General features: G+C 39.3%; 24 protein-coding genes and 2 pseudogenes. 10 read left to right on the top strand and 16 right to left on the bottom strand.

All coding sequences use genetic code 11. The features are described 5' to 3' along the window. Window positions 1-249: 249 nt before the first annotated feature. The 6 genes and pseudogenes from AC3ZVC_RS13110 to AC3ZVC_RS13085 form a co-directional block, all read right to left on the bottom strand. Window positions 250-1,095, bottom strand: a complete 846-nt coding sequence (locus AC3ZVC_RS13110) for a patatin-like phospholipase family protein (RefSeq protein WP_490063693.1) — start codon at window positions 1,093-1,095, stop codon at window positions 250-252. A gap of 84 nt (window positions 1,096-1,179) precedes the next feature. After that, window positions 1,180-1,956 (bottom strand): ABC transporter permease, encoded by a 777-nt coding sequence (locus AC3ZVC_RS13105; protein ID WP_490063692.1) that lies wholly within the window; start codon window positions 1,954-1,956, stop codon window positions 1,180-1,182. Next, entirely contained in the window at window positions 1,953-2,858 is a 906-nt protein-coding gene (locus AC3ZVC_RS13100) for an ABC transporter ATP-binding protein (protein WP_490063691.1), read from the bottom strand. The genes AC3ZVC_RS13105 and AC3ZVC_RS13100 overlap by 4 nt, the downstream gene beginning before the upstream one ends. Further along, complete coding sequence (locus AC3ZVC_RS13095) at window positions 2,858-3,058, bottom strand: PLDc N-terminal domain-containing protein (RefSeq protein WP_490063690.1); 201 nt, start codon at window positions 3,056-3,058, stop codon at window positions 2,858-2,860. The genes AC3ZVC_RS13100 and AC3ZVC_RS13095 overlap by 1 nt, the downstream gene beginning before the upstream one ends. Window positions 3,059-3,398: 340 nt before the next feature. Then, window positions 3,399-3,539: pseudogene (locus AC3ZVC_RS13090) on the bottom strand (WCX domain-containing protein); the annotation flags it as partial. Between the two features lie 58 nt (window positions 3,540-3,597). Next, on the bottom strand, window positions 3,598-3,936 hold the full coding sequence (locus AC3ZVC_RS13085; protein WP_490063689.1) for a DUF4870 domain-containing protein: 339 nt from the start codon (window positions 3,934-3,936) through the stop codon (window positions 3,598-3,600). 317 nt (window positions 3,937-4,253) lie between these two features. Between AC3ZVC_RS13085 and AC3ZVC_RS13080 the strand changes: the two genes are divergently transcribed. From AC3ZVC_RS13080 to AC3ZVC_RS13065, 4 genes and pseudogenes are all read left to right on the top strand, one after another. Further along, window positions 4,254-5,033, top strand: coding sequence for an undecaprenyl-diphosphate phosphatase (locus tag AC3ZVC_RS13080; RefSeq protein WP_490068924.1), 780 nt, complete (start codon window positions 4,254-4,256; stop codon window positions 5,031-5,033). 34 nt (window positions 5,034-5,067) lie between these two features. Further along, on the top strand, window positions 5,068-5,652 hold the full coding sequence (gene uptA, locus AC3ZVC_RS13075; protein WP_214728983.1) for an undecaprenyl phosphate transporter UptA: 585 nt from the start codon (window positions 5,068-5,070) through the stop codon (window positions 5,650-5,652). A gap of 318 nt (window positions 5,653-5,970) precedes the next feature. Continuing rightward, window positions 5,971-7,094, top strand: a pseudogene (locus tag AC3ZVC_RS13070) (amidohydrolase). A gap of 311 nt (window positions 7,095-7,405) precedes the next feature. Continuing rightward, window positions 7,406-7,966 (top strand): GNAT family N-acetyltransferase, encoded by a 561-nt coding sequence (locus AC3ZVC_RS13065; RefSeq protein WP_490063688.1) that lies wholly within the window; start codon window positions 7,406-7,408, stop codon window positions 7,964-7,966. A 320-nt stretch (window positions 7,967-8,286) separates the two neighbouring features. On the opposite strand, the gene AC3ZVC_RS13060 is transcribed toward AC3ZVC_RS13065, so the two are convergent. After that, the gene (locus AC3ZVC_RS13060; RefSeq protein ID WP_214728989.1) at window positions 8,287-8,445 is read right to left on the bottom strand and encodes a hypothetical protein; all 159 of its coding nucleotides are present in this window, start codon (window positions 8,443-8,445) and stop codon (window positions 8,287-8,289) included. Between the two features lie 530 nt (window positions 8,446-8,975). Between AC3ZVC_RS13060 and AC3ZVC_RS13055 the strand changes: the two genes are divergently transcribed. From AC3ZVC_RS13055 to AC3ZVC_RS13045, 3 genes are all read left to right on the top strand, one after another. Then, window positions 8,976-10,085, top strand: a complete 1,110-nt coding sequence (locus tag AC3ZVC_RS13055) for a mechanosensitive ion channel family protein (RefSeq protein ID WP_490063687.1) — start codon at window positions 8,976-8,978, stop codon at window positions 10,083-10,085. Window positions 10,086-10,267: 182 nt separating this feature from the next. Then, on the top strand, window positions 10,268-11,092 hold the full coding sequence (locus AC3ZVC_RS13050; protein ID WP_490063686.1) for a sulfite exporter TauE/SafE family protein: 825 nt from the start codon (window positions 10,268-10,270) through the stop codon (window positions 11,090-11,092). A 193-nt stretch (window positions 11,093-11,285) separates the two neighbouring features. Further along, on the top strand, window positions 11,286-12,653 hold the full coding sequence (locus tag AC3ZVC_RS13045; protein ID WP_490063685.1) for an MATE family efflux transporter: 1,368 nt from the start codon (window positions 11,286-11,288) through the stop codon (window positions 12,651-12,653). Window positions 12,654-12,925: 272 nt separating this feature from the next. Here AC3ZVC_RS13045 and AC3ZVC_RS13040 read toward each other — a convergent pair whose 3' ends face one another. Then, entirely contained in the window at window positions 12,926-13,699 is a 774-nt protein-coding gene (locus tag AC3ZVC_RS13040; protein WP_490063684.1) for an SDR family oxidoreductase, read from the bottom strand. A 473-nt stretch (window positions 13,700-14,172) separates the two neighbouring features. On the opposite strand from AC3ZVC_RS13040, the gene AC3ZVC_RS13035 reads away from it, so the two are divergent. Both AC3ZVC_RS13035 and AC3ZVC_RS13030 read left to right on the top strand, forming a co-directional pair. Continuing rightward, window positions 14,173-14,652 carry an Hsp20/alpha crystallin family protein gene (locus AC3ZVC_RS13035; protein ID WP_490063683.1) on the top strand — a complete coding sequence of 160 codons (480 nt, stop codon included), beginning with the start codon at window positions 14,173-14,175 and terminating at the stop codon, window positions 14,650-14,652. A 27-nt stretch (window positions 14,653-14,679) separates the two neighbouring features. Continuing rightward, window positions 14,680-15,177, top strand: a complete 498-nt coding sequence (locus tag AC3ZVC_RS13030; RefSeq protein ID WP_490063682.1) for an Hsp20/alpha crystallin family protein — start codon at window positions 14,680-14,682, stop codon at window positions 15,175-15,177. Here the strand turns inward: AC3ZVC_RS13030 and AC3ZVC_RS13025 are convergent. The 7 genes from AC3ZVC_RS13025 to AC3ZVC_RS12995 all read right to left on the bottom strand — a co-directional run bounded on the left by AC3ZVC_RS13025 (window position 15,174) and on the right by AC3ZVC_RS12995 (window position 21,055). Continuing rightward, window positions 15,174-15,671, bottom strand: coding sequence for a GNAT family N-acetyltransferase (locus tag AC3ZVC_RS13025; RefSeq protein WP_490063681.1), 498 nt, complete (start codon window positions 15,669-15,671; stop codon window positions 15,174-15,176). The two genes, AC3ZVC_RS13030 and AC3ZVC_RS13025, sit on opposite strands and share 4 nt — an antisense overlap. A gap of 159 nt (window positions 15,672-15,830) precedes the next feature. Next, window positions 15,831-16,592 (bottom strand): CAP domain-containing protein, encoded by a 762-nt coding sequence (locus AC3ZVC_RS13020; protein ID WP_490063680.1) that lies wholly within the window; start codon window positions 16,590-16,592, stop codon window positions 15,831-15,833. 439 nt (window positions 16,593-17,031) lie between these two features. Beyond that, window positions 17,032-17,508, bottom strand: coding sequence for a FixH family protein (locus tag AC3ZVC_RS13015; protein WP_490063679.1), 477 nt, complete (start codon window positions 17,506-17,508; stop codon window positions 17,032-17,034). Between the two features lie 37 nt (window positions 17,509-17,545). After that, the gene (locus AC3ZVC_RS13010; protein WP_490063678.1) at window positions 17,546-18,949 is read right to left on the bottom strand and encodes a sensor histidine kinase; all 1,404 of its coding nucleotides are present in this window, start codon (window positions 18,947-18,949) and stop codon (window positions 17,546-17,548) included. After that, window positions 18,946-19,626, bottom strand: coding sequence for a response regulator transcription factor (locus AC3ZVC_RS13005; RefSeq protein WP_490063677.1), 681 nt, complete (start codon window positions 19,624-19,626; stop codon window positions 18,946-18,948). The genes AC3ZVC_RS13010 and AC3ZVC_RS13005 overlap by 4 nt, the downstream gene beginning before the upstream one ends. Continuing rightward, window positions 19,623-20,603 (bottom strand): YncE family protein, encoded by a 981-nt coding sequence (locus tag AC3ZVC_RS13000; RefSeq protein ID WP_490063676.1) that lies wholly within the window; start codon window positions 20,601-20,603, stop codon window positions 19,623-19,625. The genes AC3ZVC_RS13005 and AC3ZVC_RS13000 overlap by 4 nt, the downstream gene beginning before the upstream one ends. A gap of 185 nt (window positions 20,604-20,788) precedes the next feature. Further along, window positions 20,789-21,055 (bottom strand): hypothetical protein, encoded by a 267-nt coding sequence (locus AC3ZVC_RS12995; RefSeq protein WP_490063675.1) that lies wholly within the window; start codon window positions 21,053-21,055, stop codon window positions 20,789-20,791. A gap of 114 nt (window positions 21,056-21,169) precedes the next feature. Here AC3ZVC_RS12995 and AC3ZVC_RS12990 point away from each other — a divergent pair, with 114 nt between their 5' ends. Continuing rightward, window positions 21,170-21,412 (top strand): DNA alkylation repair protein, encoded by a 243-nt coding sequence (locus tag AC3ZVC_RS12990; RefSeq protein WP_214729017.1) that lies wholly within the window; start codon window positions 21,170-21,172, stop codon window positions 21,410-21,412. A gap of 59 nt (window positions 21,413-21,471) precedes the next feature. On the opposite strand, the gene AC3ZVC_RS12985 is transcribed toward AC3ZVC_RS12990, so the two are convergent. Beyond that, window positions 21,472-22,308, bottom strand: coding sequence for a hypothetical protein (locus tag AC3ZVC_RS12985; protein WP_490063674.1), 837 nt, complete (start codon window positions 22,306-22,308; stop codon window positions 21,472-21,474). Between the last annotated feature and the right edge of the window lie 299 nt (window positions 22,309-22,607).

Raw genomic sequence — 22,607 nt, 5'->3', positions numbered from 1 at the left:
TCATTATATTTAAAATTTTGACGCTCGCAATCTTCGTGTTTCGACACGAACCTTCTGGATTCTGCAGCTTCACCCTGCTAATAATATAGATAAATTGAAAATTATCCCATTTTATTCAAAAACCATGGATACTTTAACCTAATTAGGCGGACACTTTACTGGAGAACCGTTTCACCCTTTGTCGAAAATACAATTCTATCTTCCTAGTATTAAATAATTTAAAAACCGCACCTTAATGGCTGCGGTTTGTTAAAATTGCTTAATTTTCTCCAAAGACTTTCTGGCATCTTCATACCCTTGCAGATAAAGCTTTTCTAATTTTTGCGGATTTCGTTCCATTCGCCCAACCGCCAGCGATTGCTGCGGCTGGATGACAAGGACAGTGCCATTCTTTTCTTCCTGCTCAAGATAACGAAGTGTTTCGTTATAAATTTGATAACGGTCTGATAGAGCGTTTTGCAGTCCCGTATATTCCGGGTACTTTCTTTTAACAAGAAACTCGAATTTGGAAGGTTTTTTTGTGTACCCCCTGTTTCTTGTCAATATGACTATATTTTTTTTGAACCCATCTTGCTGGGCTTTCTTTATTGGGATTGGATCGCTGATTCCTCCATCAAGCAGTATGCGATCCTGAAAATTTACTTCCGGTGCAATAAATGGCAAAGAACTGGATGCTTTTAATATTTTCAGCATGTCTTTTCCATAGTCTTCTTTCCTAAAATACACAGGTTCACCCGTATGGCAGTCTGTTACTCCAATCACAAACTCAGACTGGTTTTTATAAAACTCATCATAGTGATAGGGTACGAGCTTATTAGGGATTTCATCAAAAATAAAATCCATGCCGAAAAACTGCCTTGATTTAAAGTAGTTCCGCCATGAAATATAGCGAGGGTCTGTTATATATTCAACATTCACAATTTTATTTCGGCCCTTTTGTTTGGACAAGTAAGAAGCGGCATTGCACGCACCTGCTGATACGCCTATGACATATGGGAAAAAGAGCTCCTGCTCCAGGAAATATTCGAGGACACCAGCTGTATAGACTCCCCGCATACCTCCCCCTTCAAGAACCAGGCCTGTTTCACTGATCAATGGTAATCTTCCTTTCATTTTTTATAAAACTATACTATCAAAACAATTTACTCTGTTATACAAATTTGCCCAAGAGAACCTGCCTCAGGCAAGTTCTCTTTTTCGGAAGATTGCTATAGAGGCAAAAAGGGACAGAATGATCATGAATAAGGAGATAAGAATGGTCGGCATCAATTCCTCCGGATAACCGCTGCCCATTATAAAACTATTTGTATAAGCAGATAGCAAAGCAGGACTCCAGTCAAGCAAATGTGATAGGGAGCTGCTTACCAGGCTTAATAGGATGGTGATGCCCATAGTGATAAAACCAACAGCACCAGGCGATTGTAAAAAGCTATTGAAAAAAATTGTAATCGTTAGAACAAATGTCAGCCAAATTCCATAAACAAAAAAGGATTGTATAAAATCGGTGAAAGAAATAAACTCAAACAGGATTCCTACATAATACCAGGAGAGAAAATAGCCGCAAAAATAAGAGAACCAAATGAGCAGCATAACACCAGCCCACTTTGCTGTTACAAAACGGGCATAAGATACCGGCTTAACTAAAATAATTCCTGCTACACCGCTTTTCCTTTCTCCGGCTATTACCCCCATAGTAATTAAAACAATAATTAGTACACCGAATGTATTAAACTGGCTAAGGCTTGCCGCGAGGGCTTCACCTGCAGACGGAACAGGGAGTTCTATGACAGCCCCCTCCGGCAGCCCGCCCAGCGAATCAATAATCTGCGGCATATAAAATAATGTCAGCGGCTCTTTTACAGCAATTAAAATAAAAGTAAGAGGAACCCAAATCCATTTATAATTCCGGACCATTTCGAGAAGCTCTTTCTTATATAATGTCAGCCATTGCTTCATTTTTGCACCACCTTCATAAATACATCTTCAAGACTTGTTCTGCTAATCTCAAACTTAATTAAAGGCAGACTGCGGCTGGTAATCTCTGTTAAGAATAACTTTTTGGCTCCTTCTACATCCTCAACGAACAAGCTGGCCTTTTCACCATTTATTTTTAAAGAGGTAACTGGATAAAGAGCTGATAATTCTTCGGCATATCGAGAAGTGTTTTCTTTAAAAACCAAGTCAATTTTGGCCTGCTGATGTTTATCTTTCAGTTGAGACATGGTCCCTGCTTCAACCAGTTTACCATTATGGAGAAATAATATTTCATCACAAACCTCTTCAGCATCATTCAATATATGGGTTGAGAACAGAATGGTTGTTTCTTTTTTTAGCTGTTCCATAAGCTCAAGCACTTCCCTGCGTCCAAATGGATCAAGTGCAGAAACAGGTTCATCAAGCATTACTAGTTTTGGCCGGTGGATAATGGCCTGTGCAATACCCAGCCGCTGCTTCATGCCTCCTGAATACTTTCCGATGCGACGATTTTTTGCCTCAGCGATACCGACAAGCTCAAGAAGCCCCTGCGCTCTTCCTTTAGCTTCTTTATTGGAAAGCCCCGCAAGCTTACCTGTATATTCAAGAAATTCCCTGCCTGTCATCCAGTCATAAAAAACAGGATACTGTGGAAGATAGCCTATTAAACTTCGAAAATCCCCTTTTTCTGCTCCCTCGAAAACAATCGTTCCGGAGTCAGGCTTCATCAGGCCCGAGAGCATTTTCAAAGTTGTTGTCTTCCCAGCTCCGTTAGCACCAAGAAGTGCTACGCACTTACCTTCTGTTAATTCGAAGTTCAGCCCCTTAATCACTTCCTGTTCCTGAAACCTTTTCATTAATCCATTAATGCTTACGACAGGCATCAGTAACTTCTCCTTCCAAAAATGAAATAAATAATCGGGCCAAGCAGATTAATAAACAGAATGATTAAAGCCCATACCCATTTTGGGCCATTTGCTTTTTCTATTCTTACTAAATCAATAATGGCAACAATCATTAAAATAAGCTGTATTATTATAAAAGGAGCAAGAATTGCCCAGTTAATGCCTTCTATTATTTCCAATTTAATTTCCTCCCTCAATCGCTTTTGTCATCCATATGACGTGCAGATCGAGAAATCGTTCACTGGAAAATAAAATTTATTAAATAGGCTCTGTTAAATTTGGCTGTTAATTTCCGCTCCAGGTACTCACTTTCCGCGGGCGGTACGACGCTCCACATGCTCTAAGCCTGCGGTGATTCCTATTGCTATCCTTTTCCCGCTTGGCTTTGGAATAGCCCGGAGTCTTCCGCTCCAATCAACATGTGCTAATATCAACAAGGAGCTTTTACATTGCTAAATAAAAAAACACTCCTATGAATAGAGTGTTTATGAAAAATTAAAAATTTCAATAAAAACTGGATCAATCTCCCGCGTTTTCGTACACTTTCATCATTTGGCGGATTTCATTTACTACTTCTTCAACAAGGGCAGGCGGAGAAAGAACCTTGGCCTTATTACCCCAATTCAGCAGCCATTTTACCAAACCATCACTTACGATTGCCTTGGCTGTTAATCTATTAAAAAAAGCCCAGTGGCAACGGCCATGGGCTCTTCCTCGATTACTTCAAGATCCTGAAAACCAGCGGTATTCTATATTCCTTTCCTTCATATGCTTTGACTGCAGCCATGATCGTGAAAATAAAGGCCAGAATCCCTACGATCCAAATAGTAATGACACCGATTAAGATAATCATTAAAACAACACTGATTGCACTATAAACTGTATAAGAAATCAGGAAGTTTAAGTATTCCTTTCCATGATAATCAACAAACTCCGAGTCATTTTTCTTCAAAAGCCAGATAATAAGCGGTCCGATAAAAGTGGTAAAAAAACTGGTTACATAGATGGCAGCTGCTAAAAGCCTTTCATCATTGGAAGGCATTTTTAAATCGTTCATTCTGCTTCCTCCTAAAATTTCACTTTAATTAAAAATTAAATTGATAATTCCTGCTTCTATATTATTTACGTTATTCATTCAAAAAGGTTTCAAGAATTTTTAATTTTTGGTTCTGTTAAACTTGACCGTTGATATTCGTTAGAGGATTAAAATCAGCAATGAAGCTTAATTTTTATGGCTGCACTTCCTGAACCGCAAAAGCCTGATTTTTTCAGTTCTTGATTGGGACAACTTGAATACATATGAAAGAGACAGGCATTTTTGCTGTCCTTTTGCCTAATTTTGTTATTTATGCGATTAGGAAGGTGATATAGATGATGTCAAAGCTTGAAGCTTTTATTCTTGGAATCATCCAGGGACTTACGGAATTTTTGCCCATTTCCAGTACAGGCCACTTGTACTTGGGGAGGCATCTTTTCGGGCTTGACGAAGCTGGCCTGTTCCTGGATACCATGCTTCATATCGGAACACTGCTGGCAGTCCTCGTCGTATACAAAAATGAATTGCTCCAAATTTTAAAGAAGCCTTTTGGCAAGTTGTCCATGCTGCTTGTAATCGGCACAATTCCGGCAGTAATCGTTGGTTTATTGCTTAGTGACCTGTTTGATTCCATTTCAAAATCAGGAGTTACCATCGGGTGGGAATTTTTATTTACCGGGTTCATTCTTTGGATGGCTGACGGCATAAAAAAAGGTGCCAAAAAGATGGATAGCATCAGCTACGGGGACGCCCTTTTCATCGGCACTTTCCAAGCTGCCGCAATTTTTCCAGCAGTATCCAGGTCTGGGCTAACCATTGCAGCTGGCCTTTTTCGGAAATTGGACAGGGAAACAGCCGCCTATTTTTCCTTTCTGCTTTCCATTCCTGCCATCGCAGGGGGTATTGTCCTCCAATTTGGTGAGTTAATGTCAGGTCATACAGAAGCGGTAACCCTTGGCAGTATGCTTATGGCAACCTTGTCATCTGCCATCTTTGGATATATGGCCGTTGTTTGGATGATCAACTTTTTAAAAAGAAAATCGTTGAAAGTGTTTGCTGTTTACGTTTGGATTCTTGGGTTTACTGTATTAGTCCTGCAGATGACCGGGATATTTTAATTTTTCATTAAAATCCTGCTGGGGAGGTTTCCGATTGAAAGATTTGATTAGCGTTATTTTTGAAGTGCTTTCCCAGCTGGGGTATGCTGGAATTGCACTTGGCTTAATGGTTGAGGTTATCCCAAGTGAAATAGTCCTAAGCTATGGCGGTTTCTTAGTCAGTGCAGGCGACATTCACTTTGCCGGAGCCCTGCTTGCCGGCATTGCAGGAGGAACCTTGGCCCAATTGTTTTTATATTGGCTTGGCGCATATGGAGGAAGACCCGTTCTTGATAAGTATGGAAAGTATTTATTGATTAAGAAAAGCCATTTGGATGCCTCCGAAAAATGGTTTGAAAAATACGGGACAGGAGTTATCTTTACAGCCAGATTTATCCCCGTAGTCCGCCATGCCATTTCCATCCCTGCCGGCATTGCAAAAATGCCCCTTTCCGTTTTCACAGTCTATACTATAGCGGCAATGGTGCCATGGACTGTCCTCTTTTTATTGTTGGGAATGGAACTTGGAGATCATTGGAGAGATATCAAGGAGTATGCGAAGCCCTTTATTATACCGATTGTAATCTTCGCCTTTTCTTCGGGTTTGCTTTATTTTCTTTATAAAAAATGGAAAGAATGATGGCCTTTTATAATTTATCGTTAAAAGATGATGAAAAAATTATTAAATTTAAGAAAGAGTGTGGAATGCTAATTTCACGCTCTTTTATAGTTGGAGAAGCTTTTATCTTTAACTTCGGCTGAAAAGTTATCAACTGAATATATATTGTCAGCGATAGCAAAATATCGTCACACTTTTAATATATCATCAACTTAGCCTGGCCCTGCATATATTACAATGTGCTTGCTGAAAACGTTCTTTTTTTAAAAATTCCTGTTCCCCTTTTCGTTCCATTTTTGTAAAATAGAAAAAATACTACAGGACTAAAGGACGAAAACTATGACAAAAACCTTATTAAAAAATGCACAAATTTACCCTGTCACTTCAGCTTCTTTTCACGGTGACGTTTTGATAGAGAATGGGAAAATCTTAAAGCTCGGTAAAAACCTTAAAACTGATTCTAATGTAAAAATTATTGATTGCAATCACCTCCATCTTCTTCCCGGTTTCATAGATGTCCATACACATCTTGGTCTTTATGATGAAGGAACGGGGTGGGCCGGCAACGATGCCAACGAAACAATTGAGCCGCTTAGCCCGCATATCAGGGCAATGGATGGAGTTTATCCCTTGGACCCTGCTTTCTCGGATGCGGTGAAGTATGGAATAACAACAGCCCATATCATGCCCGGCAGCGCCAACGTTATTGGCGGTACAACTTCTGTTATTAAAACGACGGGAAAGAATATTCAAAAGATGCTCATTCAGGAAACGGCAGGACTAAAGATCGCCCTTGGAGAAAATCCCAAGCGGATTCACAGCCAGGGAAACAAAGACTCCATCACAAGAATGGGCATTATGGGGATGCTTAGGGAAGCTTTTTATGAGGCAATTCATTGTGATAATCCGGAAGCTTTGAGATTTGCTCCTCTCGTTAAAGCTTTAAAAAGGGAGATTCCAGTCCGAATACACGCCCATCGAGCTGATGACATTATTTCAGCCATCCGTTTTGCTGAAGAATTTAACCTCGATCTCGTATCGAACATTGTACGGAAGGCCATTTAATTGCAGAGGAACTAGAAGGGCTAAATTTAAAAGTATCTGTCGGGCCCACGCTGACAAGGCGGTCAAAAGTTGAGCTGAAAAACAAAACCTGGAAAACCTATCAGCAGCTGACCGAGCATGGAGTGGAAGTCTCTATAACAACAGATCACCCTTACACACCTGTACAATATTTAAATTTGTGTGCGGCCATTGCTGTCCGGGAGGGCCTATCAGAGCAAAAAGCCTTGGAAGGGATTACAATTCTGCCGGCAAGAAATTTGCGGATTGATAACCAGCTTGGCAGCATAGAAGAAGGAAAGGATGCTGATTTGGTTTTATGGAGCCACCATCCATTCCATTTTTCAGCTAAGCCAAAGTGGACGATCATAGGAGGAAATATTGCTTACAAAGAGTCGTGAATCTGTCGAAAATTGCTGGTGTTATTTGACAGAAAACCGCAAAAAAAATAATCGAAAAACCTATTTCCTTTTTGAATTTTTTTTAGTATTATACCTTAAGTGAAGTGAAAATTTTGCTTCTAAACGACAGACAATCAAATATCGGAAACGATAGTTATAGGGAAGGCAAATGGTGCGCCACCAGGTTATCTGGTTCTAGTGGGTTCGATTCCCACCCCGAAATTTTTTGCAACATTATAAAAAATTTCGAGGGTGGACCGAAGGCTCTATTTGGCATGGAGTAGGACTGCCCTCAATTGGAGGGATAACCTATGCTCAAGAAACGTGAACTTCACGACTGCCATGCTTTGTATGATTTAATGACGCACCCTGATGTCTTCCCTTTTGTTCGCCAAAAAGCCGATTCCCATGATGAATTTATGTTTATAACAAAGCAGACAATCGAAGCAGAAGAACGCGGTGAATTGATTTCACGCACTATTCTTGATGAATGGGGCACTCCGATTGGGACGATTAATTTATTCGATATCCAGGATAATGCTGGATTCTTAGGCACATGGTTAGGAAAACCCTACCATGGAAAAGGCTACAACGAATTAGCCAAGGATGCATTCTTTGAAGAACTCTTTTATGAAACAGGCATTGAAACCATTTTCATGAGAATTCGAAAAGAAAATATTCGCTCGCAAAAAGCGGCAGAAAAGCTTCCTTATGTCATCCTTGCAAATGAAACAAGAAAGTCTGTTTATGATCAGCTAAATGCGGCTGGAGATATATACAATTTATACGAAATTCCAAAGGATTTATATACGCTGCATGTTATGCGGCAAGGAGTTGCAGCCCAAGAATCGTCCCAATTACTGGAGGCTTAGCAGAGATGTAAAAGCACTGGCTCTTTTAAGCCAGTGCTTTTATTATGTTGTCTCGGTTAGAGCTCATTGATAACATTGGTACCTGTTAATTGGAACAGGGACGCAGATCCTCTAAAGTGCATTCGCATTTTCTTTCAATATAAATTCCGGGAAGTAAATTCAACGTTTAGCGGGAGAAGAGAGTAAAATTGAGATACCTCAGCGCCGGAAACCGGGGTGCCCAACGGGTCAGGGGTTCGCTTATCGCTGGAACGGAAATTATCAGGCAAGTTTAACAGAGTCCATAAGAGAAAAAACAGCTGCCCCAATGCGGGCAGCTGTTAACTGGTTACACTGGATTCCTGTTCCTCCGCTTTTTCACTAATTCCCATCTGTGACAGCAGCTCTTCCAATTCTTCATTTGTCAGTGTTTCAAAACGGCCATCAAAAAACATGACTTGAGTTTGATTCGGATTAATCCTGTTTAAATTAAAGCTCATCTCCATTGCCCCCTTCAAAAAAATATGTTGCAGACAGGAATAACAATGCATAACAAAATTGAAATGGTATCTTTATTAATATATATTCCACATATGTAAGCGTTTCCATTCACAATTTTTAAAAGTTCACATAATTGAAAAAATCTTATGTCAATATTTTTACTTTTTTTCCACATGATTATTTCTTTTCGGTGAGGAGTAAAGCAGTAATTCCTATACCTACAGGATTCTGACTACGTTCCTTTAGCGTTCTTTAAAGGCATAACTTACTTTCTCTAAGTTTTGAATAACATCCTTTGCCCTGATATGCCACCTTCAACACCCTCTCCAAAAGCTTTTCCTTATAACCTATGTGCCTGGTCTTGGATTTCATGACCACTTATAATTTTTGATAAAATATCAAACTATGTTAAAATCCAATAAAAATAAATCTTTTTCACTATTAAACTATTTTTGAAATGATGGTAAAGTAATCGGGTTATTTCTTCAACTGTCAGCATAGTAATAACCTTAGATATGGAGGATAATGGATGGAATTCTTAAATTTAGAAAACACATGGGTGCAGATAGGCATCTCGGCAGGTATACTTTTACTGTTTTTAGCACTGAGAAAGGTGTTTACAACATACGTTTTCAAAATGATTCTTTCGTTTATGCAAAAGAGAAAAGTCGAAACCGCCGCAAATATCCTAATTGCTTTTGAGAAGCCGGTAAGGTGGCTTTTTGTCATCATTGGACTTCAGCTTGCACTTAAATTTTTCCCTTATGATCTTATTGCCGATAATCGGGAAGCACAATTTTTTCGGTCACTTTTTGTTTTATTAATCACATGGGGCCTTTTTAATTTAAGTACAACCATTACGCTCCTTTTCCCGCGCATCATGAATAGGCTTGACATTGATGTCGACAGGATTGTTATTCCTTTCATAACGAAAATAGCAAAACTGATTATCGTTGTGTTGGGCATTACTATTATTGCGGAGGAGTGGAATTATAACATAAACGGATTTATTGCCGGCCTGGGGCTTGGAGGGTTGGCTTTCGCCCTTGCTGCAAAAGAAACAGTCAGCAACTTCTTTGGCGGAGTCGTCATCGTGACAGAAAAGCCTTTTACTATTGGCGATTGGATTAAGACACCGAGTGTGGAGGGAACAGTAGAGGATATTACTTTTAGAAGTACAAAAATCAGAACGTTCGCCCAGGCGCTTGTAACGGTTCCGAATTCTACGCTCGCCAATGAACCGATCATCAACTGGTCCAAAATGGGTAAAAGGCAGATTGCTTTCCATCTGGGCGTTACCTATACTACACCAAAACATAAGCTTGAAAGATTGGTGAGGAGAATCGAGCAGATGCTCATTGAGCACGAAGAAATTCATAACGATACAATCCTTGTTAAGTTTGATCGTTTTAACGATTCCAGTCTCGATATATACCTTTACTTCTTTACCACTGTTACTACATTTGCTGAGTACTTAAACATCAAAGAGGATGTTAATTTCCGGATTATGGACTTGCTTGAAGGAGAAGGTGTAGAAGTCGCCTTCCCTACCCGTACACTTATTGTCCAAAAAGACGGATTGGCAGTTGAAGAACAGCAAGATCTGCTCAAAAAAGAACGATTGCATTCACATTCTTAAGAGGAAAAAGTGCCCTGCTTGCGGGGCACTTTTTTTGCTTCCTGGCAGCCTGTTTCTTAATGATTCTTAAAAGGTAAGAAAATCAAGATTGAATGAGTAGCGGAAGTTGTATATCATAATTAATGAATATTAAAAATATTATGATTTTTAATAAAACAGATTGAGTAGAAAGAAGGAACCCTATGATTGACGCTTTCTTGTTTAATTTATTGTTAGGCAGTATTGCTGTAATGATAGCTGCAGGTTTACAAGTATTGACTGGGTTTGGTTTTTCACTTGTTGCTATTCCCCTATTACTATATGTATTTCCAGGTTATCAGGCAATATTAATCTGTATGATCTTATCATTATTCACATTATCTCTGCAGGTAAAGGAGAGCTTTAGACTGGCTCGATGGGATCTTATATGGCGACTTTTACTAGTTGGTTTTCCAGGGCTTTTGATTGGGGTTATATGGAGCGAAAAGTTAAATGCTGGCCATCTTAAAGCAATAGTAGGTGCTACGGTTTTAATCTATGTTTTATTGCAATGGTTTAAACTTGATAAGAAAAAACGAAACCCAGGCACTTCAAACAATACTGCTGCCGAAACCTCAGCAACTGGCATTTCGGCAGAAAGCGACCCTCATTCGAAAACAAATACCACTCCAAAAGGCTTTTATGCAGCTGGTTTATTATCTGGATTACTAACCGGTGTAGCAGGATTGCCCGGCCCTCCAGTAGTCGCGATATTAGTTCAATTTTTACCAAGGAATATCTTCCGAGCAACTACAGTTAATTATTTTTTTATACAATACTCTATTGCCCTTTCATTATCTTTATTCGTATTTAATAAACATAATGACCCTGAAGTTCTCCTAACTGTAGTAATTCTGATATTGCCTACCTTTATAGGATTTTTACTTGGTCATCCACTCCGTAAATTAGTCAACGAACAAAACTTTAAGCGTTTGGTCTTTAGTTTGTTAATAATTGTAGGCGTGACCTCAACCTTGCAAATATTTTAGTTTGTTATAGTAAACAAACCTTTAAATGAATAAATTTCAGGAAAGCGTCCCAATTTTGAGGCGCTTTTTTGCAATTAAACTTGATTGTTAAGGATAATTCATATAACTAATTAATCCCATATAGATAAAAACAAGCCTGCTTCCCCTTTCTATGTTATAATTCTTTCGTCACTTCACAGAAAGAGGAAATTTCATGAATCAGACATACAACAAAAAAGACAAACTGCGACAGCTTTTATTTATTTTAATTCCTATTCTTATTACACAGCTTGCCATCTATTCAATGACTTTTATTGATACTTTGATGACGGGACGTTACAGTTCAGATGATCTGGCAGGAGTAGCTATTGGCTCTTCCCTTTGGGTTCCTGTTTTTACTGGGCTGAGCGGTATCCTTCTGGCTGTTACACCGATCGTTTCGCATTTGGTTGGGGCGAAGAAACAGGGTGATGTTGCTTTTTCCGTCATACAGGGTGTCTATTTGTCAGTTATTATGGGCCTCATTGTTTTTGCAGCAGGTACATTTTCTCTAACGCCCATTTTAAGCGGGATGAGTCTGGAAAGCCGGGTACACGAAACTGCATTTGATTACCTGGCAGCTTTAAGCATTGGATTGATTCCCCTATTTGCTTACAATGTGTTAAGATCTTTTATCGATGCTCTCGGAAAGACACGGGTAAGCATGATTATCACACTCATATCCCTGCCTATCAACGTGGTTTTTAATTATTTATTCATTTACGGAAAGTTTGGCTTTCCAGAATTGGGCGGCGCTGGAGCTGGCTTTGCTTCTGCCATTACCTATTGGCTTATTACCATTATCTCATTTTATATTATTCACAAACATACTCCTTTTTCATCTTATGGAGTATTCCGAAAGCTTTATGCAGTTTCTTTGGCAAAATGGAAAGAAATTCTATTGATCGGCATCCCTATTGGTTTATCGATCTTTTTCGAAACGAGCATATTTTCTGCCGTTACTCTATTCATGAGCAATTTTGAAACAAAGGTAATTGCCGCCCATCAAATTGCACTGAATTTTGCTTCTTTGCTTTATATGATTCCACTTAGCATCTCAATGGCTTTAACGATTGTAGTAGGTTTTGAAGTCGGGGCTGCAAGGTATGGGGATGCGAAAGAGTACAGCTGGATCGGGGTAATCATAGCTGTTTTAATGGCATTGGTATGCGCTGCAATCCTTCTGCTTTTTCCGGAAGAAGTGGCCTCCATCTATACAAAAGATACTAATGTCTTAGAACTGACGGCAAATTTCCTGATATATGCGATGTTCTTCCAGCTTTCCGATGCCATTCAGGCACCAGTCCAAGGGGCATTGCGCGGTTACAAGGATGTTAATGTCACCTTTATTATGTCGCTTATTTCCTACTGGGTGATCGGGCTTCCTTTCGGCTATTATCTTGCCAATTATACAAGCTGGGGAGCATATGGCTATTGGATCGGTTTAATTACTGGACTGGCTGCAGGTGCAATCACCTTAACAACCCGCCTAATTTATATTCAAAAAAGTAAATTTCCTGCCGGATTGCAGAAAAATTCTTAAAAGGAAGGTTCTGTTAACAGTTGATTTCCACTCCAGACAGTCAGCGAATGACAGGCGGTCTAGGAACTTCCTTCGCGCCCAGCGCCAATGGGGGGCTCCCTTTGACACGCTTCTCTCGCTCGACGTTAAATTAGCATCCTTGAATTTTTACCTCACGAAGGAAATACGAATGATTTTCAAGAATCTCGGTCTTCCGTTCCAACCACATGGTACCAAGCCTTAACATAGCCAAAAAGAAAACAAAAGCCATCGTGTTTTAGCGATGGCTTTTGTTATTCCTGAAATATTTTTCCCAAAACGTCTTTCCCGCCTGTAACAGGGATGATGCTGCCTGTAATGAAACCTGATTTTTCATCGGCCAGAAAACTGATTACCCTTGCGATATCTTCACCTGTTCCGGGCCTGCCCACAGGTGAGGAGCTGTCTTCAGCTTGATGGGTATCTTCAATGGTTTTTTCCTTCCAATCTCCTACAATATCGCCGGGACACACCATATTTGCGGTTATTCCATTTCGAGCTTCCTCAAGCGCAATTGATTTTGTCAATGAAGCTGCACCTGTTTTGGCAGCCGCAAAAGCAGAGCGATAAATCCAGCCTGAGGCTGCTTCAACCCTATCAAAACCGATGGTAACAATCCGTCCCCACTTGTTTTCCCTCATCTTCGGAAGAAGCAGCTTTGATAAATAAAAAACTGCATTCAGGTTTCCATTAATAAGGTAATTCCATTGTTCAAATGTATAATCTGCCATCTCTTTCCGTTCGTGAACGTATGGGCCTGCATTATGTATTAAAATGTCAATTGCAGGAAACTCGCTAAGTGCAGCCTCAGCCATCTTTTCACAATCCGAGGATATGGTAATATCTCCTTGAATAGCTATATTTCTCGTTCTATACTTATCGGTCAGTTCCTTGCACAATGAAACAGCTTCCTTTTGACTGCTACGGTAATTGATCACCAGATGGACACCATTTTGAGCGAGCGCAATCGCCGTTCTTTTACCGATCCCTGTTGCTCCTCCCGTGATTAAAGCTGCTTTATCTCTCACAAAATTACCCCTCAATTTTTTAAAAATTTATATAAGCCATTAACAATATACTAGTAACTACGCTGTATTTATGCAAATAATAAGAAGTTTTTTCTTCCTTCCATTTAAATATTTGGCTCTGTTATAACTTATTGTTGTTTTTTAACACCCTGTTGATTAGAGCGGAAGGCACTAATCCCGCGAAAATGCATTCGCAATTTCCTTCGTGCGGTGTTAATTCAAGGAAGCTTATTCAAAGTTCTGCGGGAGTGCGGATCAAAGGGAGACCCCGCAGGGAGCGTTGGACCGCCCGCGGAAAGGGAGTGCTTCGTGCTGAAATCAACAGGCAAATTTAACAGAGCCAAATATTTAAGGGCAGGCAAGCTTTTACAGTGAAAATCCTTAACGGATAGGCTCTTTTCAGCATAGTATAAAAGGACTTTAAATGCCTGGCTGAGCCTTGTCAGCAGTATTGCAAGGAAAGGATGAGAAGGATGTTCCCGTGGAATCTTTTTCCATTTAATAAAGATATGAAAAATCTTATGCAACAGATGAAGCCGGAAGAGATAGATAAATATGTCCAAAATATCATGGGGCAAATGTTCCCTCCAAATACGCAAGGAATGTCCGGCACCCCGGACTTTATGAAAGGATTCAATACAGCGGCAGCAGGTCAAAAACAGCCGAATCCCTCAGTTTTGGATTCCTCTGTCTTTGAGACCCATGATTATGTATATGTTAGAGTGCCCATTAAAAAGGAAAATTGGCTCAAAGATATGAAGCTTTATCACACCTCAAATCAAATGATTATTGAACATATACCTGAGAAGGATGATAAGCATATTATTACCCTCCCTGCTATAGTAAAAAGAAAAGGTTCAACTGCACACTTCAAGGACGGATTTTTGGAGATTAAGATACCGAAAAATGTGGATATGCAATATTCGGAAATAGATGTAACTGAAATCCTTTAACTTCTGTGTTAAGGAAGGAGACCGATCATGGATATGCAAAAATGGACAGAATTGATTAAATTGTCTTCCCAGTATCAAGATCTAGACTTTTGGAAGGGGTTTTGGGCGCAGGAAAGTTCGGACTTAAACAAAAAACGATCTATTTCCGGTCTTGAACAAGGAAAAATCAATGCTTTCCTTTCCACCCGAGAAGTTTATCCCCGCTGTGATATGTACGAAGCCGACGGAAGGATTATTATTGAAGCAGAGGTTCCTGGACTGGAGAAAGACGATATAAAGGTATCCCTTATACACCATGACCTTGTTATTAAAGGAAAGTGCAGTTCATTTCAGAATCATTTTCGTTATTTTTTAAAGGAAAGGCCGAGCAGAACTTTTGAAAAGAAACTGACGATTCCTCTGCCCATTGATAAAAACAGTATCGAAACCTCCTTCAGCCATGGAATTCTATCGATCATCCTTCCAATTGAAGATAATGGGGATGAAAAGGTGCCTATTTATATGAAGAATGATGGAAAGAGTTAAACTAAAATTTTATCATAGCAATAAAACGGATTGTCTCTGTCCATGAATATCGTGCCAACTCTTGTATATCCGTTTTTTTCAAACAAGCTTTGTGCCTTTTTATTTAGTGAGTATGTGTCCGTTCTCATGTATGTAACACCTTGGCCTACAGCATAACTTTCAGCAAATTTAATAAGCTTGCTGGCAATTCCCTCTCCCCTGATTTCAGGATCCACTGCAAGGCGGTGGAATACATAGCATGGCGCATCTTTTCTCCACCCGGCACCTCTATATTCTTCAGCTTGAACTTGATCAACTGTAATGGAACCAGTGACACTTCCATTCAGGACAGCAGTATATAATGTTCCTGCTTTAATATCAGTTAAAAAATCCTGATCCTGTGGGTATGTGCGATTCCATTGGTCATTATCCTCAGATTCCATGATATCAACTGTTTGTTTAACAATATTCATAATTTTTCCCAGGTCCTGTTCTGTACCTTTGCGTATTTCCACTTAAAATCACCTGTCATTTCTGATGTAATGTCTTTTAAATAATGTTCCTTTCGCGAAGTAAATACATACATTAAATAAACAAGTATAATATATAGTTACAGCAAATAAAATATAAAAAAGGGCAGCCTTGTCAGGCTGCCCTTTTGAAAAAATCATATATTATTTTCCAATGAACATTTGTGTCCAGTAGTTGCCGTCTGCAACATGTCCTACACCAAGATGTGTGAAGCTTGCATTCATAATGTTTTTACGGTGGCCTTCACTGTTCATCCATGCATTTACAACTTCTTCAGGTGAACGCTGACCCATTGCAATGTTTTCACCAGCAGTACGGTAAGAGATGCCAAATTGCTTCATCATATCAAATGGTGAACCGTAAGTTGGGCTTGTATGGCTGAAGTAGTTTTTAGCATTCATATCACGAGATTTTTCTCGTGCTACTTTGCTTAATTCAACATCTAGTTTAAGTGCTGGTACGCCTGCTTTTGCGCGTTCCTGGTTTGTTAATTCGAATACTTTTTGTTCAAATGCACTTACTTCAGAAGTAGCCGGTGCTGCTGCTTTTGGCTGCTCAGCAGGTGCTTGCTGCTGTTGTGCAGGCTGTTGAGCTGGTGCTTTTGCAGGTTCCTGAGCTTTAGCTGGCTCTTGTACTGGAGCTTTCGGCTCTTGTACTGGAGCTTTCGGCTGTTGTACTTCTTGTTTATTTACTTGAACATTTCCCCAATTAATATTGAAGTTTTTCATATATTTTTGAAGAATACTATTGATTTGTTCCTGGCTTAGATTGCCAGCTTGTGATTGAACTATTTTTGCTTGTTCAGGAGTAGGACAATTTGAAGCTGCGTCTGCCTTATTAACTCCTGGAGTAGATACTAGTAATGCTGCTGCCGCTGCTACTGAAAAAATTACTTTTTTATTCATCTATTAAAATCCTCCCTGTTGTTTGTTTTCTTTGTTGTTGTTGCTGTGTGACTTGCAACATAATCATATCACAGGGTTTTTCGTAATATTTTTGGTTCGATTTTACAATTGTGCAAAAAAAGCTCCCTTTTTAGAAAATTAGTAGACTGTAAAAATCATAAAAAAAATAGTAAATCCCTATATTAAAAGGTTTATGGACTTATAAAAACGGGTACTATTATGAATGGGTGTTTTTTACTATAGTGGAAAACCTCCCAAATCAATGCCAGTTATATACTAAAACATTGCTGTTGACAGGTTTTTAGATGGACCGGTATCTTTACGTATATTACAGCGATGTAACAAAAATGATAGGTTTTTTATGAAAATATGGGTAATAGTGCCTATGATGGATAAAAACCTGAGCAAAAATAGAAAAAAACAGCCATTGGCTGCTTTTTTAGTGGCTGCTATGTTCTTCCGTGTCTTCGGAACCTTCCTTATCTTTCATTTCAGAACCTGAGGAATCTTCTTCAGGTTCACTAGGCTGCCCAATGATAAACTCTTTTTTAGGCATATTATGCATTCTCCGTGCAGTTACATGGGAGTATATATAGTAGGTTCCCTCTACTGCAAAGCTTTTTTCCAAACGGTAGATCCCTTTTTCAGCGTGTTCAACAAGAATTTTCTCATGCTCTTCATCATTTGCTCTCCAGATTTCAAACTTTACTTCATCTGCATCTGTCACTTCTTCCTCTCCATAAGTAACCTTTGCTTCAAAAACTACCGGTTCATTTACTTCTGCTTTCTCCGGGTTGATAGATAATTCTACTTCAAGAAATTGTGGCTCTTCCTCAACAGCGTTATTATCTCCGCATGCTGATAAGCCAAAGACCAGCAATAGCATAGGAAGAATAATATGTTTTATTCTGTTCATTATATATCTCCTTTAATATATCAGTTAGTTGATCTATCTATTCCAATGCAAGGACAGGAAGAATAATCCTCACCGTTGTTCCCTTATTAACTTCACTTAATACGATTAAATCACCTTGATGGAGTTTCACAAGCTTTTCTGCGATAGCAAGTCCAAGCCCGGTACCTCCATCTGATCTAGTACGCCCTTTATTCACTCTATAAAATCTTTGCTTAATTTTGTTTAAGTGTCCTTCAGGAATACCTATCCCGGTGTCTTCTATTTCGATCCAGCATTTTTCTTTCATTCGAAATAACCGGATGCTTATTTCCCCTTTTTCTGTGTAACGAAGTGAGTTATCCATAATATTTTGGATTACCTGCTCAATTCTGCCTTCATCTCCGTTAATAATAATGTCCGGGTCTAAATCATATTGAAGCTCAAGCCCTTTTTCCTGAATAAAAGGTTCGTATTTTTCTATAGCATCTTCTATAAGCTGTGCCAGCGGCAGAGGCATTTTCTCCAGTTTGTATTCATCTGATTCAAGTTTGGATAAATCAAGCAAATCCCCAACGAGTCGCTCCATTCTTCCCGCCTCTCTATGAATGAGCCTTAAATAATTGTTTCTTTCTTCATCTGATTGGACCATGTCAGACATAAGGGCATCACTATAGCCTTTAACATAACTTATAGGTGTTCTGAGCTCATGTGAGACATTTGCCAGAAAGTCTCTTTTCCGTTCGTCCTCTTTTTGTATAGAAGAAGACATATGGTTAAATGCATACGCCAGCTGACCGATCTCATCTTTAGAATCAATGGCCAAATGCACACCATATTGTCCCTGGGATACATGCTCAGCAGCATTCTTCATATCCAGCAGCGGTTTGGTCAGTTTTTTGATGAGCATGGTTCCAAAAACAATACTGACTACTGTAAAAATAGTAGCTGCAATGAACCAGAGATAAGCAAAACCTTGGGTGATTTCGGAAATTTTTGCAAGAGGCAAATATAAATAAATGATGCCCTGAAGCCTATCTTCATCCAGCAGCGGGATGATCACACCCATGATTTTACGGTCGAACCTTTCTTCATAGCCCAATTTTTGTACAGCATTGCCTTTAAGGAGTTCTTCCCGCTCAGCCTGTCCTATCAAAGTCTGATAATCTATTTCAAAAGGCAAACAGGCACTTAGCTCCCTAGGGTTGCTGACGATAAAAATTTCTGTTTCCGATTTGGAATTATACCAGTCAATTTTCTCCCGGAGATCATCTTCCAATGGACCGCCACCATACTCCATTGCCAGACGTTTTCCTTCAGCCAACAGGGAATTCTCGACATTTTCCACATAAATTTTTTCATAAAAAAGATAAGATAAAAAGTAGGAATAAAGGATTGTAATTAAAATAGCAGCTGTTACAGTCAGCCACATTTTTTTGGCCAGACTATTAGTCAAAAACCTCATTCACCTGGCACCTCAAATTTATAGCCCACTCCCCAAACAGTCTGGATATAGTCGCCAACACCCAATTTCATTCTTAATGTTTTTATATGTGTATCAACCGTTCTCAAACTGCCTGTATAATCCATCCCCCATACCCGCTCAAGCAACTGCTCTCTGCTTAATGCATGGTTTTTATGTTCGATAAAAAACAGGAGAAGTTCGAATTCTTTCAGAGTTAGTGCAATATTCTTTCCCTCTACAGATACTTTCCTTGCCTTCTTTTCAACTGTAATTTTTCCAATTTGCAGTGAACCTGTATCAACCTTCACTCCGCCTGTTCTCCGGAGTACCGCATTCATTCTGGCAATGAGTTCTCCAGGGCTGAAGGGTTTAACAATATAATCATCTCCCCCGAGTTGAAGGGCTTTTACTTTATCCCATTCCTCTCCTTTTGCCGAAAGAAAAATAATTGGTATATCGGATTTCTCCCTGATTCTTAAGCAGACCTCAAATCCATCTTCCTCTGGCATCATAATATCGAGAATGATTAAATCGATCGATCTATTTTCAAGAATTTTAAACCCTTCACTTCCGTTTGCTGCAGCATAGCATTGAAACCCGGAATTCCCCAGGTACATTTCAATTAGGTGCCGCATATCTGCTTCATCATCAATAATTAGGATGTTCAGCATGCTCATTTCATTCTCTCCCTTAAAACAATTTTGAAGGGTCCTTCCCCAACCTTTATCGTTTTCAGCGATTTTAAATTTTCAGGATCCAAGATATGGACATCGTTGCTGTCATAGCCGGCAACCAATAATTTCCCTTCGGTAAAAGCCATTTCAAAAGGATTGGCAGCGATGGAAACAGAGGCATCCAGCTCACCTGATTCTTTTAGTTTATATAACATGTTTGACCCATGGCTTAAAACATATACGTGGTTATCTTTTTCAAGAAAATTAATTGGCATGGACGGGGCCGGGATCGTCTTCTTTATCTCTCCTGTCTCCGTATCATAGATATGAATATCTTGTTCAATTTCAATACCTTCTCCATGGCCGCCAATCCATATTTCATTACTTTCTTCATTTAGCCAAGCGCCGGCAGCAGAAGGATGGATGACAAATTCATCTGTTTTCTCTTTTGTTTGAAGGTCGATCACAGCCAGTTTTTCATTATTAAAGCTTAGCGCAAATAGCTTTTTGGCTTTCTTTGACTCCAAGATTGTAAGCGGATCGCTTTCAGTATCGATCTGTTTGAGTTCTTTCCCTTTTATATCAAAAAAGCGTATTTTGTTCAGGTCCTGGTCAACCAGAGCGACTTCTGTCATGTTATCCAGCAAAATTCCGTTTACAATACCGGTTCCCGTTTCCCAGCTGCCTATCTTTTTTCCTTCTTTTAAAGAATATAAATCAGCAGTTTCCAGCTGATTCCCGTAAAAGAGGATCGTATCCCGATCAGGCAGGATAAGTGCACCTGTATAAGGCTTTTCCATTTTCCATTCCTCTGCAAGAACTAGTTTCTTTAAGTCCACAAACGAAATTGTCATATCCTTTACATTGACAGTTGCGGCAAAAGAAAGATCCTCCGGTATTGAGGGCTGTATTTTTTCTGTACAAGAAGAAAGAAGGAGGGTTATCAAAATCACTGCGAAAAACCAAAATTTTTTAAACATACCATTTTCTCCTTAAGACAATCTTAACTCCATCATACATTAATTTTGTGTGCTAAATGTGAAGGGACTTTGAATCTTGAAGAAAAGCGAATGATTATGGCGTTTGCCAAAGTTTTGGCAAGAACCATACGGCAATAAAATTGAAAGAAATTCTAGCTTACAAAAAAATAGGAAGCTGACACTTCCTATTTCAAACCTTCAAGCTTATCAATATGTAATTGGATGAGGACATTTTTGTCAGCGGGATCCAAATTTGAGCCTGTCACTCTTTTCACAGCAAGGAAAAACTTTTCATAAAGCGGTTTACGGACTCTCGGATGGGAATTTTCATCCTTTAGCTCTCTTTCGATTGCTTCTTTTAAAACGGCTTCTGCATCTTCATCTCCGGCAAGCTTTCGATTATTCCAGAGTTTTCTATATTCATTAAGTAAATGAGCAAAGTTCGGCTCCACTCTATGCACATCCTTCCAATTCAGGAAAATTAATATTCTATAGATGTATTTTTACATAAATAAATTTGCAAATGCAAAAAATATAGCTAATATGCTAGAAAGGAGAATGATTATATGAGTTCACCATATCGGTGCCCAAACTGCAAGACGAACAGAAGCCGTTTTAATATTATTCAGCAGGTTCCACAATCGATCAAGATGGATCCTCAGACAGGGCAGGTGCTCGAGGAGTATAGCAGTGAACAGCTGTCCCCTTTTCACATGCCATATAAAGGCCCTGAAAAAAGAGTACAATGTGCTGCATGCGGACTTGTAGAGGATGAACGTACATTTGTTAAATTTGGTGAAAAGCTATAGGAAAAATGCTGGTCTCCTTGAATAGTAAAAAATAAAAGCTCGAGATTTTTCCCGAGCTTTTATTTCTTTGAGATGAAACCATTATCCTGCAGAAACCGATCGTTATCCACCTTCCATGAGTCTGCCGGGGAGAAACGGACCAAGTAAATGCTTCCTCTAAAATGCTTCCTCCCCTGATCTTTTATAAACCAATCTATTTCCACCGGTATTTCGAGGCTTACTTCTTCTGCTAAGTCTTCAGCAGGTAAAACTGGCATTGCGCTTAGTCTTACATTCGCTATTTTTGGCATCAATTTGTTCCAATTCAATGTTTGAAGGGATATAGCCCTTACTATCTTGGGATCTTGCTGCTTCAATCCTGCAACAAATGCACTTATTACATCATAAGGATTTGCCCCATTCAGATAGTCTTCAAGCTTGCCGGCTGCTTTTAATATCATCAATTTATGAGATAAGTCCATAAAATTCGTACGGTGTGTTGTACTGCCATAAAAGTGTATACAAAAGTGGCCGGGAAAGTTATTTTTTAATGCGCCGCCTCCATGAGGCATGCCATGCATGGAAGCAGCAATCCATCGGTCACCATGGATAACGATAATAGCGCGCCTTTTCCAGCTCCACTTCCCTCCATAAATGCTTTTCATAATCTTCGTTTCCTTGGCAGTTAATGGCTGCACATCCGCATGATGGCTCCCTGCTCTCCTTTGGACTTTAAATTTTTTGCCTGTTTCAACATCCAAAACCGTAAATTTGCTGTATTTCGGCAGAATTCCGTTTACTTTTTCCCAGGGAAGCATTTCGATTTGCCAGCTTATCCCCTCTTCCTCTGCAAATACCGATGAACCGCCTGAAGACAGGAGAACAACTGCCAAAACCATTGCTTTAAAAGTTTTCATTAGCTCCACTCATTTTTTATTATTTTTCAGTTCAGCACTATATAAAGAAGTTTTCCAAAAGCCTGCTAACTTCATTCATGGAACCGTAAAAAATCGCACCTAAACCAGGCACGATTGAATTAAATAATAGTCAAAATAATTGGCACTAAGTTAACAGCAGCTGAAATGATAATGAGTGCCTTCCCCGCAAATTCAATGACCTTTCAGGTTTCCGGTGACAGGGCAGAATTTTTAGGAGAAGCATATTTTAAAAAAATCTTTATTCATTTACGAAAAAACCGGCCTTTTGCATAAGGCCG

Source organism: Cytobacillus sp. C11.1, from assembly GCF_058145115.1.
This window is presented reverse-complemented; position numbering and strand designations above follow the sequence as displayed.